At 56.7% G+C, this 18,088-nt stretch carries 17 protein-coding genes; 7 read left to right on the top strand and 10 right to left on the bottom strand.

The genetic code is table 11. The features are described from left to right. Positions 1–234 precede the first annotated feature (234 nt). The 3 genes from acs (at position 235) to actP (ending at position 4,312) form a co-directional block, all read left to right on the top strand. On the top strand, positions 235–2,190 hold the full coding sequence (gene acs / locus ACCW71_RS16130; protein ID WP_436373123.1) for an acetate--CoA ligase: 1,956 nt from the start codon (positions 235–237) through the stop codon (positions 2,188–2,190). A 140-nt stretch (positions 2,191–2,330) separates the two neighbouring features. Then, positions 2,331–2,660, top strand: coding sequence for a DUF485 domain-containing protein (locus ACCW71_RS16125; protein ID WP_436373122.1), 330 nt, complete (start codon positions 2,331–2,333; stop codon positions 2,658–2,660). Next, positions 2,657–4,312, top strand: a complete 1,656-nt coding sequence (actP, locus tag ACCW71_RS16120) for a cation/acetate symporter ActP (protein ID WP_436373120.1) — start codon at positions 2,657–2,659, stop codon at positions 4,310–4,312. Before ACCW71_RS16125 ends, actP begins: the two co-directional genes overlap by 4 nt. A gap of 81 nt (positions 4,313–4,393) precedes the next feature. On the opposite strand, the gene ACCW71_RS16115 is transcribed toward actP, so the two are convergent. From ACCW71_RS16115 to ACCW71_RS16105, 3 genes are all read right to left on the bottom strand, one after another. Continuing rightward, a complete protein-coding gene (locus ACCW71_RS16115) occupies positions 4,394–4,939 on the bottom strand; it encodes a YfaZ family outer membrane protein (RefSeq protein ID WP_436373118.1) in 546 nt (181 codons plus the stop codon). 141 nt (positions 4,940–5,080) lie between these two features. Then, entirely contained in the window at positions 5,081–5,776 is a 696-nt protein-coding gene (locus ACCW71_RS16110) for an LrgB family protein (protein ID WP_436373116.1), read from the bottom strand. Then, positions 5,769–6,194, bottom strand: coding sequence for a CidA/LrgA family protein (locus ACCW71_RS16105; protein ID WP_436373115.1), 426 nt, complete (start codon positions 6,192–6,194; stop codon positions 5,769–5,771). The genes ACCW71_RS16110 and ACCW71_RS16105 overlap by 8 nt, the downstream gene beginning before the upstream one ends. 104 nt (positions 6,195–6,298) lie before the next feature. Between ACCW71_RS16105 and ACCW71_RS16100 the strand changes: the two genes are divergently transcribed. Further along, positions 6,299–7,201, top strand: a complete 903-nt coding sequence (locus ACCW71_RS16100; RefSeq protein WP_436373113.1) for a LysR family transcriptional regulator — start codon at positions 6,299–6,301, stop codon at positions 7,199–7,201. Positions 7,202–7,244: 43 nt separating this feature from the next. Here the strand turns inward: ACCW71_RS16100 and ACCW71_RS16095 are convergent, their stop codons facing one another. From ACCW71_RS16095 to soxR, 4 genes are all read right to left on the bottom strand, one after another. Further along, positions 7,245–8,894, bottom strand: a complete 1,650-nt coding sequence (locus tag ACCW71_RS16095) for a Na+/H+ antiporter (RefSeq protein WP_436373111.1) — start codon at positions 8,892–8,894, stop codon at positions 7,245–7,247. A 144-nt stretch (positions 8,895–9,038) separates the two neighbouring features. Beyond that, positions 9,039–10,388, bottom strand: a complete 1,350-nt coding sequence (locus tag ACCW71_RS16090; RefSeq protein WP_436373109.1) for an NCS2 family permease — start codon at positions 10,386–10,388, stop codon at positions 9,039–9,041. A gap of 347 nt (positions 10,389–10,735) precedes the next feature. Continuing rightward, the gene (locus ACCW71_RS16085) at positions 10,736–11,401 is read right to left on the bottom strand and encodes a glutathione S-transferase family protein (RefSeq protein WP_436373205.1); all 666 of its coding nucleotides are present in this window, start codon (positions 11,399–11,401) and stop codon (positions 10,736–10,738) included. Positions 11,402–11,440: 39 nt separating this feature from the next. Further along, on the bottom strand, positions 11,441–11,926 hold the full coding sequence (gene soxR, locus ACCW71_RS16080; RefSeq protein WP_436373107.1) for a redox-sensitive transcriptional activator SoxR: 486 nt from the start codon (positions 11,924–11,926) through the stop codon (positions 11,441–11,443). Between the two features lie 100 nt (positions 11,927–12,026). On the opposite strand from soxR, the gene soxS reads away from it, so the two are divergent. Continuing rightward, positions 12,027–12,452, top strand: a complete 426-nt coding sequence (gene soxS, locus ACCW71_RS16075; RefSeq protein WP_436373106.1) for a superoxide response transcriptional regulator SoxS — start codon at positions 12,027–12,029, stop codon at positions 12,450–12,452. Between the two features lie 254 nt (positions 12,453–12,706). Then, positions 12,707–12,988, top strand: a complete 282-nt coding sequence (locus ACCW71_RS16070) for a YjcB family protein (RefSeq protein WP_436373104.1) — start codon at positions 12,707–12,709, stop codon at positions 12,986–12,988. A 53-nt stretch (positions 12,989–13,041) separates the two neighbouring features. On the opposite strand, the gene ACCW71_RS16065 is transcribed toward ACCW71_RS16070, so the two are convergent. Beyond that, positions 13,042–13,992 (bottom strand): ATP-grasp fold amidoligase family protein, encoded by a 951-nt coding sequence (locus ACCW71_RS16065; RefSeq protein ID WP_436373103.1) that lies wholly within the window; start codon positions 13,990–13,992, stop codon positions 13,042–13,044. Between the two features lie 8 nt (positions 13,993–14,000). Then, positions 14,001–15,257 carry an oligosaccharide flippase family protein gene (locus ACCW71_RS16060; protein WP_436373101.1) on the bottom strand — a complete coding sequence of 419 codons (1,257 nt, stop codon included), beginning with the start codon at positions 15,255–15,257 and terminating at the stop codon, positions 14,001–14,003. 525 nt (positions 15,258–15,782) lie between these two features. On the opposite strand from ACCW71_RS16060, the gene ACCW71_RS16055 reads away from it, so the two are divergent. After that, on the top strand, positions 15,783–16,178 hold the full coding sequence (locus ACCW71_RS16055; RefSeq protein ID WP_436373100.1) for a transposase: 396 nt from the start codon (positions 15,783–15,785) through the stop codon (positions 16,176–16,178). Between the two features lie 915 nt (positions 16,179–17,093). On the opposite strand, the gene ACCW71_RS16050 is transcribed toward ACCW71_RS16055, so the two are convergent. Further along, a complete protein-coding gene (locus ACCW71_RS16050; RefSeq protein WP_436373098.1) occupies positions 17,094–18,053 on the bottom strand; it encodes a DMT family transporter in 960 nt (319 codons plus the stop codon). Positions 18,054–18,088: the final 35 nt, after the last annotated feature.

Here is an 18,088-nt window from a genome sequence, read left to right as displayed (position 1 = left end):
TTAAAAACCCACCCGGCGCGTTTGCTCGCTTTTTAAACAGGCCATTGCCAGAATGGAATGCCTTTTAATTCCCCAGCACTGCCAACGGCTTAACCGCAAATATCAGGAAGGCTTAAGGCTTCTCTTTACGCGCTCTGTCGCGTGATCTATGGCGCAAAAAAGAAACAAAGCCTCAGGCTAGGCTTTAATCAACCATTGATTGACATATCATTAACATCTTCAAGGAGATCCGCCATGAGCCAAACACATAACCATCCCGTTCCAGAGAATATTGCAGCCAATGCGTTGATCACCGCAGAGCAGTATCAGGCGATGTATCAGCACTCTGTTACCGACCCGGAGAGTTTCTGGGGCGAACAGGGCAAAATCCTCGACTGGATTAAGCCCTACAGTAAAGTGAAAAACTGCTCTTTTGCGCCGGGCAATATTGCCATTCGCTGGTACGAAGATGGCACGCTTAACCTGGCGGCAAACTGTCTTGATCGGCATTTGCAGACGCGCGGCGATCACCCGGCGATTATCTGGGAAGGCGACGACGCCAGTGAGAGCAAAACGCTGACTTTCCGCCAGCTGCACGCTGAAGTGTGTCGCTTCGCCAACGTGCTGGAGCTGCTGGGCGTGAAGAAAGGCGACGTGGTGGCGATCTATATGCCGATGGTGCCGGAAGCGGCGGTGGCGATGCTGGCCTGCGCCCGTATTGGTGCCATTCATTCCGTGATTTTTGGTGGCTTCTCACCGGAAGCGGTCGCCGGTCGCATCGTGGACTCCAGTGCGTCTCTGGTGATCACCGCCGATGAGGGTGTCCGCGCCGGTCGCAGCATCCCATTGAAGAAAAATGTCGATGACGCGCTGAAGAATCCTGCCGTCACCAGCGTGAAAGATGTGGTGGTGTTCCAGCGCACCGGTAAAGAGGTGGGCTGGGTTGAAGGCCGCGATCGGTGGTGGCACGAGCTGATGCTGAACGCCAGCACCAGCCACTCCGCGGTGGAGGTCGGCGCGGAAGATCCGCTGTTTATCCTCTATACCTCCGGCTCTACCGGCAAACCCAAAGGGGTACTGCACACCACCGGCGGCTATCTGGTCTATGCCGCCACCACCTTTAAGTTTGTCTTTGATTATCATCAGGATGACATCTACTGGTGTACCGCCGACGTCGGCTGGGTAACCGGTCACAGCTATCTGGTCTATGGTCCGCTGGCCTGTGGGGCCACCACGCTGATGTTTGAAGGGGTGCCGAACTGGCCAACCCCGAGCCGCATGGCGGAAGTGGTGGATAAACATAAAGTGACGCTGCTCTACACTGCGCCTACCGCGATCCGCGCCCTGATGGCCGAAGGGGATAAGGCGATTGCCGGCACCGACCGCAGCAGCCTGCGCATCATGGGTTCGGTCGGCGAGCCGATCAACCCGGAAGCCTGGGAGTGGTACTACCAGAAAATCGGCAACAGCCGCTGCCCGATCGTGGATACCTGGTGGCAGACCGAAACCGGCGGCTTTATGATCACGCCGCTGCCCGGTGCCACCGCGCTGAAAGCGGGCTCGGCCACCCTGCCATTCTTTGGCGTGCAGCCGGCGCTGGTGGATAACGAAGGTGTGCCGCAGGAAGGTGCCTGCGAGGGCAATCTGGTGATCACCGAATCCTGGCCCGGTCAGGCGCGCACGCTGTATGGCGATCATGACCGTTTCGAACAGACCTACTTCTCCACCTTTAAAAACGTCTATTTCAGTGGTGATGGCGCGCGCCGCGATGAGGATGGCTACTACTGGATCACCGGACGGGTCGATGATGTGCTCAACGTCTCCGGCCACCGGCTCGGTACCGCCGAAATTGAATCGGCGCTGGTGTCGCACCCTAAAATTGCCGAAGCGGCGGTGGTCGGCATTCCCCACAGTATTAAAGGTCAGGCGATTTACGCCTATATCACCCTGAATCATGGTGAAGAACCGTCGCCGGAGCTGTATACCGAAGTGCGGCAATGGGTGCGTAAAGAGATCGGCCCGATCGCCACGCCTGACGTGCTGCACTGGACCGACTCGCTGCCGAAAACCCGCTCAGGAAAAATCATGCGGCGTATTCTGCGCAAAATCGCCACCGGCGATACCAGCAACCTGGGAGATACCTCCACCCTCGCCGATCCTGGCGTGGTGGAAAAACTGCTTGAGGAGAAGCAGTCGATCAAAATGCCTTAAGCATCAGCAGTCCGGCGGGAAGATCGCTTCCCGCCACACCCGCCCTACGCAGTCTGTTCCGGTAGTCACAAATACTATAACCAGCTGAATCCGCGTTCTGACGTGAGGTTCACGCCTGCAACACCTCTGGAGAAAATGTGATGAATGACGCCCTTTCGAATCAGGATGCGATCAATCAACAGATTGAACAAAATCCCCGTTTTCATGAGTTAGTGCATAAACGCCAGGCGTTCGCGACGCTGCTGTCGCTGATCATGCTGGTGCTCTACGTCGGCTTTATTCTGCTGATCGCTTTCGCCCCTGGCTGGCTGGGCGCCCCGCTCTATGCCGGTACCAACGTGACGCGCGGCATCCCGATTGGCGTCGGGCTGATTGTGATCTCATTTGTGCTGACCGGCGTCTATGTCTGGCGCGCCAACGGTGAGTTTGACCGTCTGACTAAAGCAATTCTGAGCGAGGTGAAATCATGACACGTCTCACCTTATGGCTGCTGGCCCTGATGCTGCCGTTTTCCGCGCTGGCGGCCGATGCGATTACCGGCGCGGTGCAGCGCCAGCCGACCAACTACCAGGCGATTATCATGTTTGTGATTTTCGTCGGTGCCACGCTGGGAATTACTTACTGGGCCTCCAAACGTACCCGCTCCCGCAGTGACTACTACACCGCGGGCGGCAATATCACCGGCTTCCAGAATGGCCTGGCGATGGCGGGTGACTTTATGTCCGCCGCCTCCTTCCTGGGCATTTCGGCGCTGGTTTACACCTCCGGCTATGACGGGCTGATCTACTCGCTCGGCTTCCTGGTCGGCTGGCCGATGATTCTGTTTCTGATTGCGGAGCGGCTGCGTAACCTGGGGCGTTACACCTTTGCCGATGTCGCCTCATACCGCCTGAAACAGATGCCGATCCGCACCCTGTCAGCCTGCGGTTCGCTGGTGGTGGTGGCGCTCTATCTGATCGCCCAGATGGTGGGGGCTGGCAAGCTGATTCAGCTGCTGTTTGGCCTGAACTACCATGTGGCGGTGGTTCTGGTCGGCATCCTGATGGTGATGTATGTGCTGTTTGGCGGCATGCTGGCCACCACCTGGGTGCAGATCATCAAAGCGGTGCTGCTGCTGTTTGGTGCCACCTTTATGGCGGTGATGGTGATGAAGGCGGCCGGTTTCAGCTTTAATACGCTGTTCACCGAGGCGATGGCGGTCCACCCTAAAGGCATCGCGATTATGCAGCCTGGCGGGCTGGTTAAAGATCCAATCTCCGCGCTGTCGCTGGGTCTGGGGCTGATGTTTGGTACCGCCGGACTGCCGCATATCCTGATGCGCTTCTTCACCGTGGCCGACGCCAAAGAGGCGCGCAAAAGCGTCTTCTGGGCCACCGGTTTTATGGGTTACTTCTACTTCCTCACCTTTATTATCGGCTTCGGTGCGATTCTGCTGGTGGGGGCGAATCCGGCCTTTAAAGATGCCAGCGGCGCGCTGATTGGCGGCACCAATATGGCGGCGGTGCATCTGGCCAACGCGGTCGGCGGCAGCACCTTCCTCGGCTTTATCTCCGCGGTCGCCTTTGCCACCATCCTGGCGGTCGTGGCGGGCTTAACCCTGGCGGGTGCGTCGGCGGTGTCACACGACCTCTACGCCAGCGTCTACCGTAAAGGTCAGGCGAGCGAACGAGAGGAGCTGCGGGTCTCTAAAATCACCGTGCTGGCGCTGGGTGTGGTGGCGATTGCGCTGGGCATTCTGTTTGAGAAGCAGAACATCGCCTTTATGGTCGGGCTGGCCTTCTCGATTGCCGCCAGCTGTAACTTCCCGATCATCCTGCTGTCGATGTACTGGTCAAAACTGACCACGCGCGGCGCGATGGTCGGCGGCTGGCTGGGTCTGCTCACCGCCGTGGTGCTGATGATCCTCGGCCCGACGGTATGGGTCCAGGTGCTGGGCAATGCCTCACCGATTTTCCCGTATGAGTATCCGGCGCTGTTCTCCATGGCGGTGGCCTTTATCGGCATCTGGCTCTTCTCAGTGACCGACCATTCGCCGCAGGGTGCCGAGGAGCGTTCCCGCTTCCGCGCCCAGTTTATCCGCTCGCAGACCGGCACCGGTATTCAACAGGGCAAGGCGCACTGATCATCGTTTTTCGTTCATAACGGGCAGGCGATAAAAAAGGGCGACTACCGGAGTAGTCGCCCTTTCTTTCGCGCAACAGAATCAGAAACGCAGCGATGCACCCACGTACGGGCCATCGACCAGCACGTTATCTTTGCGTCCATCTTTGTTGTTCAGTTCGATGTACTGATAACCCACGCGCAGGTTAAGCAGGGAAACCGGCGTGAAGCTCAGGCCACCAGCGACTTCCTGATAGCTGTCGAGGCGATCGGTAAACGCTTCTGGCGCGTAGTAATATTCGCCATACAGACCCCACATGCTGTTGAAGCTGTAGTTTGCTGCACCACCCAGCGCCACGGCAAATCCATCTTTTCCATCTTCGGGATGGGTGAAGATCGCTTTTGCGGTCGGCGCCAGACGCAGCGGTCCGAAATCGACGTTGTAACCCAGACCGGCACCGTATGTGCTGCCGTCATGGTCGCTACGCAGCCAGTTACCTTTCAGAAACAGACCGGGTGATGTGGTGCCCAGACCCAGATTCAGGTTGGTGTTGTGTTCGCTGACATCAACGCTGCCTTCGATCGCCTGCGCAGCACCGCTCAGTAAAACCAGCCCGAGGGCGCTCCCGGTAACAAGTTGCTTAAACATGATTCCACTCCATGAAAGGACAATTAATTCGGCCGCAAGGTTAACAGCCTGAAACGGGGAGACAACAAAATCCGGGAAACTTTACGTAAAAATACGTGTCGCGTTCAGAATTGCAGCTGTCCCTGCGCAACGCAGTGTAGACTAGATTGTCCACATCAGTTGTCCAATCAGTGGAGCCAGCACCACTGTCACCACGCCGGAGAGCATCATCACCAGACTGGCGACCACGCCCTCCTGCTCACCAAGCTGATAAGCGCGCGCCGTGCCCGCCCCGTGCGAGGCGGCACCCAGACCGGCACCTTTCGCCACGCCCTGCTTAATCGCGATACGCAAAAACAGTACGTCGCCCACCGCCATGCCAAACACCCCGGTGATCACCACAAACAGCGCGACCAGATCGGGCTGACCGCCAATCGGCCCCGCCGCCGCCAGCGCAAATGGCGTGGTAATCGAGCGGACCGCCAGGCTGCGCTGGATCGACTCCGGCAGCGTTAACAGCCGCGCCAGCCAGACCGAGCTGCAAACGGCGACCAGCGTGGCGGTCAGCACGCCCGCGCTCAGGGAGAGCCAGTGGCGTTTAATAATCGCCACGTTCTCATAGACCGGCACCGCAAAGGCCAGCGTCGCCGGGCCCAGCAGCCACAGCAGCCAGTGATTTTCCGCAATGTAATCCTGCCAGCTGATATGGGTCAGCAGCAGCAGCGCCACCAGCACCAGCGGCGTCATCACCAGTGGCATCAACAGCAGCGTGCGCCAGCGGCGATAGAGTCGTTTATTCAGGGCATAAACCAGCAGCGTGACCGCCACGCACAGCAGGCTGAGCACAAAATCACGCATCGGGAGCCTGCTTACGCGCCGCGCGCGCCACTTCATATTGATAGAGCCGATCCACCACCCAGGCGGTCGAAGCCAGCACCAGCAACGTACTGACACCAATTACCAAACAGATGCGCCAGCCATCGACCCGCAGCAGATCGCCATAGTTCACCACCGCCACCACCGCCGGAATAAAGAACAGCAGCATTTCGGCCAGCAGCCAGCGCGACCCGGCCTTCACCCAGTTCAGCGGCACAACCCGCGTCACGATTAACAGCAGCAACAGCAGCATCCCGACAATATTGGCGGGCAGCGGCAGGTGCAGCCACCTCACCAGCCGGTCGCAGCCGATAAACAGGCTGATATAGAACCCCAGCTGTAGCGGCAGGCTGAGCCACTGCATCGCGCGGTTACTGCGCGAAGTAAGCGCTAACGCCATCACCTTTTCTCCCCCGATTAAATTCACCGCAACAGTATAAATCGTCGGCATAAGGTGAAAAAAATGAATTAAAATTATTCAAATCATGCCTGAAAGGAATAGTTATGGATGTCCGCGCCCTGCGTTACTTTACTGAAGTGGTCCGCCAGCAGAGCTTTACCCGTGCGGCGCAGAAGCTGTTTGTCACCCAGCCAACCATCAGCAAAATGCTGCGGCAGCTGGAGGAGGAGCTGGGCTGCACCCTGATCCTGCGCGACGGTCGCCGCCTGCATCTCACCGACAGCGGCCAGGCGGTCTATCAGCGCGGTCTGGCCATTTTGCAGGAGTTTCATCAGCTGGAGGCGGAGATCGGCGACATCAATCAGCTGAAAACCGGTGAGCTGCGGCTCGGCATTCCGCCGATGGTGGGGATGCAGATAGCGGGATCGATTTCGGCGTTTCGCCGCCGCTATCCCGGCGTGAAGCTGAAAATCTCTGAATTTGGCGGGCTGACCGTGCAGCAGGCGGTGCTGGCGGGCAGTCTGGACATCGCCCTGACCGCCCTGCCAGTGGACGCCGATCTGCCGCTGAACACCCTGCCGCTGATGCATCATCCGCTCTGCGTGCTGCTGCCGCGTCGCCCCGAATGGCTGAGCCGCCAGCAGATTGGACTGGCAGAACTGGCCCAGCATCCGCTGCTGATCTTCAATGAGGAGTTCTCGCTGAATCGACAGCTGATGCAGGCGTTCCAGCGGCTTAACCTGACGCCAGCGGTGGCGGTGCGCAGCGGTCAGTGGGATTTTCTGGCGGCGATGGTACAGGCGGAGATGGGCGTGGCGATTCTGCCGGAGCCAATCTGTCAGCGGCTGGATAAACAGTCACTGCTCTGGCTGCCGCTGGAGTCGGAACTGAAGTGGAGTCTGGGTTTGATCTGGCGGGAAGGAAGCTATCTGTCGCGCAGTGCCCAGGCGTGGATAAACTGCTGTCGCGAGCACTGGCCGGATCAGCCACCGCGTCTGTCGGTATAAAAACCGGCGCGCCGCACGCTTAGTGCCGCGCGCCGGTGAAGCGTTACTCCTCTTTTTCGATCAGCAGCGCTTCCAGCAGATCGAGATCGTGCAGTAACTTCTGCATCGTCTCATTGGAGATTTGCTGGGTGGCGCGCAGGTGATAGACCTCGGCCCGTTCGGCGCGCAGGCCGGTCAGGCGGAAGCGGCGCTCCAGATTCTCGGCAAACAGCGCATGTTCAAGGTCGTTTTTCCCCTCGGCGCGCCGACGTAAGTTGCCAATCACCCGCAGGCTTACCTCTTTCAGCAGCTCTGGGTCGATGTTCTCTTCCGCTTCATTCTCCAGCCGCTCCTCCATCTTATGCAGGCTCTCGATGGCCGCACCGGCCATCACGGCCCGGGCGCTCTGCAACTCGCGACGGTGCGCACCTTTATCAATGGTATCAATACCGCGCAGCAGAACCGGCAGGATCACCACCCCGACCAGCAGCGAGAAGAGGATCACCCCGGTGGCGATAAACACCAGCTCATAGCGTGCCGGGAAAGGATTGCCATTACTCAGGAACAGCGGAATCGACAGCACACCGGCCAGCGTAATTGCCCCGCGCACGCCAGCAAAAGAGGCGATCAGCAGTTCGCGCAGCGAGTAGTTTGAGAACTCCAGCGGCTTCTTCTTCAGCAGACGTTTGCTGAAGCGCTGCATAATCCACAGCCAGCCGAAACGCACGATCATCAGTGCGGCATAGACCAGCCCGATGTCGGCGAACAGCATCCACAGCTCGACATTAGGATCGGCCGTCGCCTGATCGACTGAGGTTTGCAGGATGTCGGGCAATTGCAGCCCCAGCATCAGGAACACCATGCCGTTAAACACAAACTCCAGCATCTGCCAGACGCTGTTGGCACGCAGGCGCATCGCCAGCGGAGCCTGACGGATAATCCCGGAGCGGGTAATGGTCATCCCCGCGGCCACCGCCGCCAGGATGCCCGACACCCCCAGGTGTTCGGCAATCAGATAGGAGGCGAACGGCAGCAGCAGCAACAGCACTGTCTGGGTGGCCGGATCGTCACCACTCCAGCGGCTCAGCAGACGCAGCGATTTACCGTAGAGCCAGCAGACCGCCACACCGGCAATCAGGCCGCCAATCGCCACTTTCAGGAACTCAACCGTGGCGCCACCCCAGGTAAACACCATGGTGCCCATCGCGACGGCCACGGCGAATTTCAGCGACACCAGGCCCGATGCGTCGTTCATCAGGGCTTCGCCCTGCACAATCGACATGATTTTCTTGGGAATGCGCCCTTCACCCACAATGCCGGAGAGCGCCACCGCATCGGTCGGCGACAGCACCGCCGCCAGCGCAAAGGCGGGGATCAGCGGAATGCCCGGCACCATCCAGTAGATCAGATAACCGATGCCGACCACGGTAATCAGCACCAGCACCAGCGCTAAGCCAATAATTTCCCGGCCATGATGCAGAAACTCACTGATGGGGGTTTTCCAGCCATCGGCGAACAGCAGCGGCGGAATAAACAGCACCAGAAAGAGTTCCGGGTCAAAATCAACATGCAGACCGAAAGTTGGCCAGGCCATCATCGCACCCGCGGCGATCTGGACCAGCGGCAAGGGGATCTGAAAAGGCAGAATACGAGCCGCGACGCCTGACAGCGACACGACCAGCGTCATGATGAGAATAGTAAAAAAGATTTCCATGCTTTCCTTAGGCGTCGTTTCTTTCACTCATTGTCTGAGCGCTAAAGTGTAAAACAAACCGGCAGGAAGATGGTCAGCTTCGCGTGCGACGCGGGGAAAAAAGTGGAAAATACCGGACGCGCCGCGGCACGCCCGGTCAGACAGTCAGATCGCCCAGCCACCGGCGTAAAACGCCACCAGCGCAGCGGCAATCACCACGGTGCCGACATTGAGCTTACGCCATTCACCGGCAAACAGTCGCCCCACCACCAGGCTGGCGAAGCCGATCATAATGCCGGTCACAATGTTACAGGTCAGCACGATAATCACCGCGGTTAACAGGCCCGACATCGCATCGACAAAATCATTAAAGTCGATTTTCGCCACGTTGCTGAGCATCAGCAGCCCCACATACATCAGGGCTGGTGCGGTGGCGTAGGCGGGCACCAGATAAGCCAGCGGCGACATAAACAGGATCAGCAGAAACAGCAGGCCGACCACAATCGCGGTCAGACCGGTTTTACCGCCCGCCGCGGTTCCCGCCGCCGATTCGATATAGACCGCCGCCGGCGACGCGCCAACCAGACCGGCAAACAGGCTGCTGAGGGAGTCGGTGGTCAGCGCCCGGCCACCGTTGATAATCTGGCCCTGCTTATCCAGCAGGTTCGCCTGACCCGCCACGGCGCGAATGGTGCCGGTGGCGTCAAACACCGCCGTCATCACCAGCGCCAGCACGCTTGGCAGCACCACCGGCTGCATCGCCCCCACAATATCCAGGCTGAACAGCAGCGACTGACCGCCAGCATCCCGCAGGCTCGGCAGCGCGAACAGCCCCTGATAAGTCACCGCCGGATCGAAGATCAGCCCGAGCAGCGAAATCGCGATAATCGTCAGCAGAATGCCGCCCGGCACCCGCCGCTTCTCCAGGCCAAAAATCGCCGCCAGCCCCAGCAGCGTCATCATCACCGGGAAGGTGGTGAAGTGACCCAGCGCCACCGGCAGACCCGGTGCCGGGTTTTTTATCACCAGGCCGACGCCATCCGCCGCGATCAGCAGCAGAAACAGGCCAATCCCGACGCCGGTGCCGTGCGCCACGCCCATCGGCAGGTTACGCAGGATCCAGGCGCGTATGCCGGTTACCGAGATCAGGGTAAACAGCAGGCCCATCAGGAACACCGCCCCCAGCGCCACTGGCACGCTGATGTGCTGACCCAGCACCAGGCTGAACGCGGTAAAGGCGGTCAGCGAGATGGCGCAGCCAATCGCCATCGGCAGGTTGGCCCACAGCCCCATAATGATTGAGCCAAAGCTGGCGACCAGACAGGTGGCGACAAATACCGCGGAGGGGGAAAAGCCCGCTTTGCCGAGCATCCCCGGCACCACGATCACCGAGTAGACCATCGCCAGAAAGGTGGTGAGTCCGGCCAGAATTTCCTGACGCACGCTGCTGCCACGCAGGGATATGGAGAACCAGGCGTCCAGTTTTCCACTGGCCGGGCGTGATTCAGTTGACATAGTTGAGCCTCAAAAATTTTTGTTGTGTGAAATGCGCTGCGGCCCTCGCGCTCCCTGGAATTAGCGGGTAAACGTGACGGACTGGCCGGGCTAAGCCGCCAGGCAAACGTTTACCTTGCCGCAGATAGTTGGCCGTCAATCGACCGCCAGATAAAAAGGCAAACGATTATCCGGCCTTTACCGGCACATTTTCAACTGTCAGAGGGAGATTATTCAGCATAAAGATCAGGCGCGGGCCACGGCAGAGGCGGCGGAACCGGGCTGGCGTCCTGAAATCACAGATATTTTTGCGGCAGTGGACAGCGGCGCAGCCGGGATAAAACCGGGTGCGCCGGACGAAGAGAGCGTTAACCCGGCAGAGAAATTTCACCGCCCTGGGCGATGGCCCGCTGCCAGGCGGCGCGCTGCTGCACGGTTTGCAGCCACTGCTCCGTGGCGGGCATCTGGGCTAAACCGGCTCGTCGCGCCAGCGCCAGCAGGGGGAAGCTCATCTGAACATCGGCGATGGTGAGGCGCTGACCGGCAAACCACGGATTCGCCGCCAGATGCTGTTCGATCATCTGCATATGGGGCTTCAGCTGTTTATCGATAAAGGCTTTCTGCACCCCTTTACCAAATGCCGCCCCCACCGGACGCAGCAGCCACGGCACCGGCGCTTTGCCCATCTGACCAAAGATCAGCTTCATCACCAGCAGCGGCATCAGCGACCCTTCGGCGTAGTGCAGCCAGTAACGACACTGCAAACGCGCCTCTTCATCGGTGACGGTCAGCCGCGATTCATGGTCATATTTCTCTGCCAGGTATTCGAGGATGGCACCCGACTCCGCCACCACCCGGTTTCCGTCGGTGATCACCGGGGATTTGCCCAGCGGATGGACCTTTTTAAGCGCCTCCGGTGCCAGCATGGTCGGTTCGCGCTGATAGCGCTTAATCTGGTACGGCACTTCCAGCTCTTCCAGCAGCCACAGCACCCGCTGCGAGCGCGATTGTTCAAGATGGTGAACGGTGATCATCATGATTCCCTGTGTTTTAACCTCCCTCCAGTATAGACGTCACTCCGCGTCAGGATGTTTATCGTCCTGTTCCGGGTCGAGCAGCACCGCGCCGGAACCCTGCTGACCCAGCCGGTCGCCGGGATTGCGCAGCGGGCAGTCGCGCATCGACAAACAGCCGCAGCCAATACAGCCATCCAGGTCATTGCGCAGGCGGGTCAGGGTTTCAATGCGCTTGTCCAGCTCCTCGCGCCAGTGCTGCGTCAGCGCGTCCCACTCCAGCGTCGACATCCGCTTATTGGGCGGGATATGGTCCAGGCTCTCGCTGACCGTTGCCAGCGGGATGCCAATACGCTGGGCAATCTTGATAATGGCGACGCGCCGCAGCACGTCACGGCTGTAACGCCGCTGATTGCCGCTGTTGCGGCTGCTGAAAATCAGCCCTTTGGTTTCATAGAAGTGCAGCGCCGAGACCGCCACACCGCTGCGGCGCGCCACTTCACCCGGCGTTAACACCGGTTTGGGATAGTTGCGTTCTTTTTTCATCAGGCTCTTTACCTCAAGTTAACTTGAGGAATTATACTCGCTCTCCATCAAAACGACTAAACTCCCTTTATCACTGATTAAGCACCAGAAGGATGAGGCCATGATGCAAGAAGAGATCATTCATTCCCTGACGCACTGGATTGACGAGAACCTCGATAAAAGCCTGTCGATAGATGAGGTGGCCGCCAAATCGGGCTACTCGAAATGGCATCTGCAACGTATGTTCCGTACCGTGACGAAACAGACGCTGGGTGGATATATTCGTGAGCGCCGTCTGACGCTGGCCGCGGAGGCGCTCTGCCAGACGCAGCGTCCGGTGTTTGATATTGCGATGCAGTATGGCTATGACTCGCAGCAGACCTTCTCCCGCGTGTTCCGTCGTCAGTTTTCCCAGACGCCTACCGCCTACCGTCACGCCATGCGCCGTCAGGCGATTCAGCGCCCTCGCCTGCTGAACTATGGCCGCAGCGACGGCATGGCCAGCTTCACCCAGCGCACCACTGGCGAGTGCTGTCCGGTCCGTTAAACGTCAGCTGCGCCCCTTCGCGGGCGCAGCGGGCTGAATGCTCCGCTTTTCTTTCTGCTCAGCTCTTCCCCCGCCCCGATCTGCCATACCAGAGTCAAATTTTGTTCAATATTTAAGAAACCGCTGATATAATGTGACCCAAGTCACACTTTGAACCTGGGTTGACGGCGGAAAAGGACTCCCTGACACACTTTTGCGCCGCCGGTGATGTCCGCAGCTTGTCAGGAATACTTACTGATATTGAGGTCCGGCCGATGGCTACGTTAACCGCCAGTCTGTTTGTTATGCGTTGGGAGTTGCTGAGCGCAGTGATGATGTTTTTCGCCAGCACCCTGAAAACGAAACTTCGCCAGGAGAGCCGTCACGTGATGGCCTTTATGTGTGGTGGAATCGGTTTAGGCATGACCTGCTGGTTTGTCACCGGCCTGATGGGGATTACCCTGAGCATGGCTGACCTGCATAACTTCCTGGCTATCTCCAGGCACGCCTTTATTGACGCGATGAGCCAGGCGCCCGCTGACTGGCCGATGCCCTGATTTTGCGCATAAAAAACCCCGCGAAGCGGGGTTTTTTATATTGCTGTGTGTGCTTAAATTTTCTTCAACATGGCAGGGATATTCACATCCTGCACTGTCACGCCCGGGCTCTGCGTTCCGCGGCGGTCCTGAATCCACATATCTCCCATCATCTGATTTAAACCGCGATCTAAGCCGGTTACCAGCCCTGCACCTGGGGTGAAGGTCAGCTCGCCGAAGTAAATCTGTTCGTCATGGATATACCAGTCCACACGCACATAGTCGAAATCACTGGCCAGCTTTTTACTCAGTTCGAGCGCCTGCTCCAGTGACGGCAGTATCGGTGAGACATCCAGCCCGGTGTCACGAATTTTGTGATAAGCCTCATTGAGGTTATTCACGTAGAAATTCATCGACAGCAGCGGCTGACAGCGGTTGTAGATCACCTGCAACACATATTCAAACCGGCCATCACGCTTGTTGAACATATGAAACTTGTAATCGATCGGCGCGCTTTTGCCATCCCCGATGTACTTCTCCACCAGAATGCGTGGCTTGATGTAGCGATAGTGAATCTCACGCGCTTCGTTGGCGAAGTCGGTCTTCAGCCAGCGGTAGCAGTCGTGAATAATCTGCTGCTTACGCAGGGCGTCTGGCTCCTCCAGCAGAATCTCCACCATGTTGGAGGCGTGGTTCGGCTTGATCACCGTTCCTTTCCAGCAGGGTAAGCTGTTCAGCGTGGTCGGGTCCGTGGTTTCGTGTACCAGCGGGATCAGGTATTCATTACCGATTTTCTCAGCAATGAATTCGCGCACCGAGTATTTATCAGAGAGGCGACCGTAGTTCTGGTAATCGCCAAAGATAAACTTACGGTACAGCACCTTTTCGTTGAACACTTTCGGCTGACGCAGATTGGGCAGCTTTCTGAACTTATGGAAGTAGTAGATGCGGTCCTGATAAGCCCAGGGCATCTTCTTAATAAAGTACTGCACACTTCTTCTGAGTTCTTCTTTCAACTTGAGCATATCTGACCTCATTTGTAGGTTTTGTAGTTGAGTGAGGAAACCTGAATCTTTTGAATGACGCCGTTTTTAAAGAAGTAATTCATTACGGTCAGGGACAAAAGTTCTGAAAGGAAAACGCTCCACGCGGCCCCCATGATGCCGTGGCTCTGGATCAGCCACCACGAGAGCGGCAGACTGATCACCATCAGGCAGATGATTTTCCTCAGCAGGTAGTTAAATCCTCCCTCTTTGACCATGTAGCGATACGCTACCGTCCCCATTGCCGAAAAGCTGGTCGCTATCGACAGCAACGTAATGAGACTTCCTGACTGTGTGTATTCCGGTCCATACAACGCGATGATGATCCGCTCGCCATAGAGGGAGATAACAAGCAGCATCAGCAGTGAAACACCCATCACATAGCCATTCAGCCGCGCAGCCAGCTTAATGGCGACCTCACCGCGCTCCCTGAAAATCTCAGTGAAGCAGGAGGTGATCAGCGCCACCGGAATAAAAATCCAGGAGGCAGAAATGGTATTGGCGGCGGCGAACAGGCCGAGATCGCGCGCCGGAGCGGTGCCGGCCAGGAACATCTGCGCGGCTTTCACCTGCACCGAGATAAAGATGCTGGAGATCGCCAGCGGCAGACCGGCATACATCAGGTAGCGCAGATAGGCGGTACGCTTTTCGCGTGGCGGCATCTGATCCTGATGCTCCTGATAGAAGTTGTGACGCTTGATCAGATAAGGCACCAACGTCACCGCCACAATCGACAGCGTCAGCCAGAGCGGATTAAGCCGCAGCCAGGCGATGGTGAAGCTAATGGCGAAACTCAGCAGCATACCCACGGCGTTGGCGATGGTGTTGAGCCGCGACGCCAGGCGCGCGTTGTTATAAACGCTGAAGGTGTCCTGGGTGACAAACACCGAGGCAACAAATGAGGCCAGTGCAAATGCCAGGAAATTTTCCTGCATGTTGTACCAGACCCAGATTAATACTGGTATCGAAGTGACCAGTAATAACACCATCCGCAGCGTGCGGGCGATGGTCATCAGGCGTAAGCCTTTCGACGCATTTTTACTGACGCGCTTAAACAGAATGGTTTCGGTGCCAAAGATAGCCACGGTCTGCACCATGGCAAAAAGTGAGGTAGAAAACGCCATCTGGCCAAACACTGTCGGGCCAAAGGATTTAGCCACGTAAGACGTCACAAAAATGACGCCAAAAACGGAGATGATCTTCTCAGACATCATCCAGGCGGCATTAGACATTACGCTCAATTTCATCGACTCGTCCTTAGTATTACTCAACTACAACCGCTTCGGTACAACATCCCTGTAACGAATTAATAAGCGCGCAGTGGGCCTGGCGAAAATGTAAGACTTCAGACCAAACTGGTCCGAAAATTGAGATGTAAAGCGTGATCCGAAGAGTGAATTCAGGATTATTCTTATTATATCTGGTGCGAATCACTTCAAATGGAAACGATTTCAGGCTGAAAATAAACCAACCCGCAAGAGTCATAACCGCCATATTAATCAAGTCAGTTATGCTAAATATCCAGTGTACGTAGAATTTTTTCGTATTCAGGATGCGATGAATTTATAACAAAAACCCGCCTCCAGGAAGGTACGCCCACCCGATAAGAATAAAATAAGATTTATCCCATGATGATATTTATTCTAAATATCTTAATTTAGGCTTCGCAATTCAATTCGCACACTTTAATACTGCATTAATAGAAACTAACAGTGCCAGGAATTATTAAAGTCATTCTCATCCATTAATCGATAAGAAAGGTAAGAGCATTTATGAGAAAGTCACGATACAGCGAAGATCAAATCACAAATGCCATTAAAGCTTCTGAATCGGGCGTTAAAGTCAGAGAGATTTGTGAAGAACTGGGTATCTCTGAAGCAACGTTCTATAGCTGGAAAAAGAAGTTTTCTGGGCTGTCTTCGGAAGAAGGCAGAAAAATCAAAGAGATGGAGGAGAAATTACAGAGCCTCACCCGTGAACTGCAAACCCTGAACGCGGATAAAGAGATGCTGCAAAGCGTTCTGAAGCACTTCTTTACCACTAATGAAAAGCGTCAGGCGGTCGATTTTCTGCAAAGCACTTTTGACATCGGTACCCGCCGAAGCTGCCGTCTGCTCGACATCAGCCGCAGCGTTTACCATTATCCCTCTGGTACCGAGAATCGCTAAGCCCAATGCTACCGCGCTTTTTAGACTTAACGCTGAGATTTGTTCTTACCAGAAGAGATGAAGATCATTTAACAGGACAATTGCGGCACCCTTTTCCGCTCCATTTATAACTAATGAATGGCTTCACGGCTAAGCTTCTTTTTTTGCGGTAAAATTGATTCACAACAGCAAAAGTCTCGCATTCTACGCCACTTTCCCCTTTCCCAATCCCGTTCCGGCGGGGTTGGGACCTCCTGTTTTTCAGGTAAGCCCTGCTAATCATCGGAACGAAATCGGCTGACTTTCATTAAGCTGATTTAAACATCTCTTCAGAAATAACGATACGCGCTTTAAGTTAATGATGGATCTAACCTCTCTCTTTGCGGCTCCGCTTTTAATTCCCTGCTATAGGTTAACGGTAAAATTCGCTCCAGGATTAATCCGGGAAAAATAGTTTATTGCTCCTTATCACTAATGTAAATTACCCCCCTGCCTACCCTCTTCATTGCGCATCATTGATGCCAGAGATTAATATTTAATTAAAAACGCAGCGGCGGCTTTTTCTTACTCATTTATCAATGAGTGAAGTTAATAGTGGTTTTTCGTCCGCTTTTCTCAGGGCCATACCGCAATGAAAAGCGGCGGATAAAAGCATAATCTCCATAATATCGCTGAATTGAGCCTGGGTAATGAGCGAAATCTGACCAGTAATCCGTGGCTCAGGCGCAAAGAGCGACCATAAAAGTGGGCGGTTTACCCGTGCTGAAGCGGGAAATCAGGGGAGAGGTGACGGACCGCAACGCAAGGTGCGCTGCATGAAATCGATTTCGCGGCAGAAATCTGTCTGATCGCAGGCAAATCGGAATGCGGTTTAATCTTAAAAAGCCGCGCGGCGGGTGCTCCGCGCGGGCGTGAGGTTTTGTCGATCCTGGCGCTTTAGTCGCTTATCGCCACTACCAGCGGCTGCGGCTTGATTCGCATCGCCCACAGCACCCCAGCCATCAGACAAATTATGCCAGCAACGGTGAGCGCCGGCGGCCAGTTTTGATGCCAGACAAAAGTCCACAACAGGCCAAACAGGATCTCGAAAACAATCAGCGGTCCCATTAATACGGTGGGCAGCCGCTGGCTGGCCGCGTTCCAGCACAGGGCACCCAGCCAGGAGCAGAGCAGACCAATCGCCAGCATCAGCGAGATAAATACCGCCGGACGCGGGCCAAACGGCAGCGAAAAATCGGGCTGTTGCCAGGCGATCTGCGCGCTGACCAGCGCGTACATGATCAGCGCCATTGGCAGCGTCACTATCCCCTGGGCTGTCGCCCAGGTGCCTGGCCGCAGACCGGGATGGGTGCGCAGCCAGCGGGCATTGCGCAGCGGATACCAGGTCCAGCAGACCACCGCCAGCAGTGCCAGCACGATACCGGTGAGGTAGCGGCTCAGATCGAGCCTCGCGCCCTGATGCTGTAATTCCGCCGCGTTCACGCATAGCAGCCCGGCTGTCATGAGCAGCAGCGCCGGCAGCAGCCGTCGCCAGGGAAGGCGACCTTCAAGATGGCCATAACAGAGATTGGCGGTAACGGCGATCACCACCGGCAACGTGCCGATAATCATGGTGGAGACCGGTGCGCCGGTGCGCTGAATGGCATTGGCGAGAAAAGCGTAATAGAGCAGATTTCCCACCAGCGAGAGTTTTATCGCCTCACGCCAGTCAGCCCGCGCCAGCTGTTGCAGCCGGTGCCGCTCATGCCAGGCGAGCGGCAGCGCAATCAGACCAAACGCCACATAGCGCCCTGCCGATTGCAGCGTGCCCGGATAATCGGGCACCAGCAACGGCCCGACAAAGATCAGTCCCCACAGCACTCCGGCGGTGACAGCAAACATGACGCCAGCAAACATAATCGATTCCTGTATACGGTTTTGCCGCAGTGTGG

Origin of the sequence: Pantoea sp. C2G6 (assembly GCF_051336815.1) — a bacterium.
GTDB lineage: Bacteria > Pseudomonadota > Gammaproteobacteria > Enterobacterales > Enterobacteriaceae > Pantoea.
This window is presented reverse-complemented; position numbering and strand designations above follow the sequence as displayed.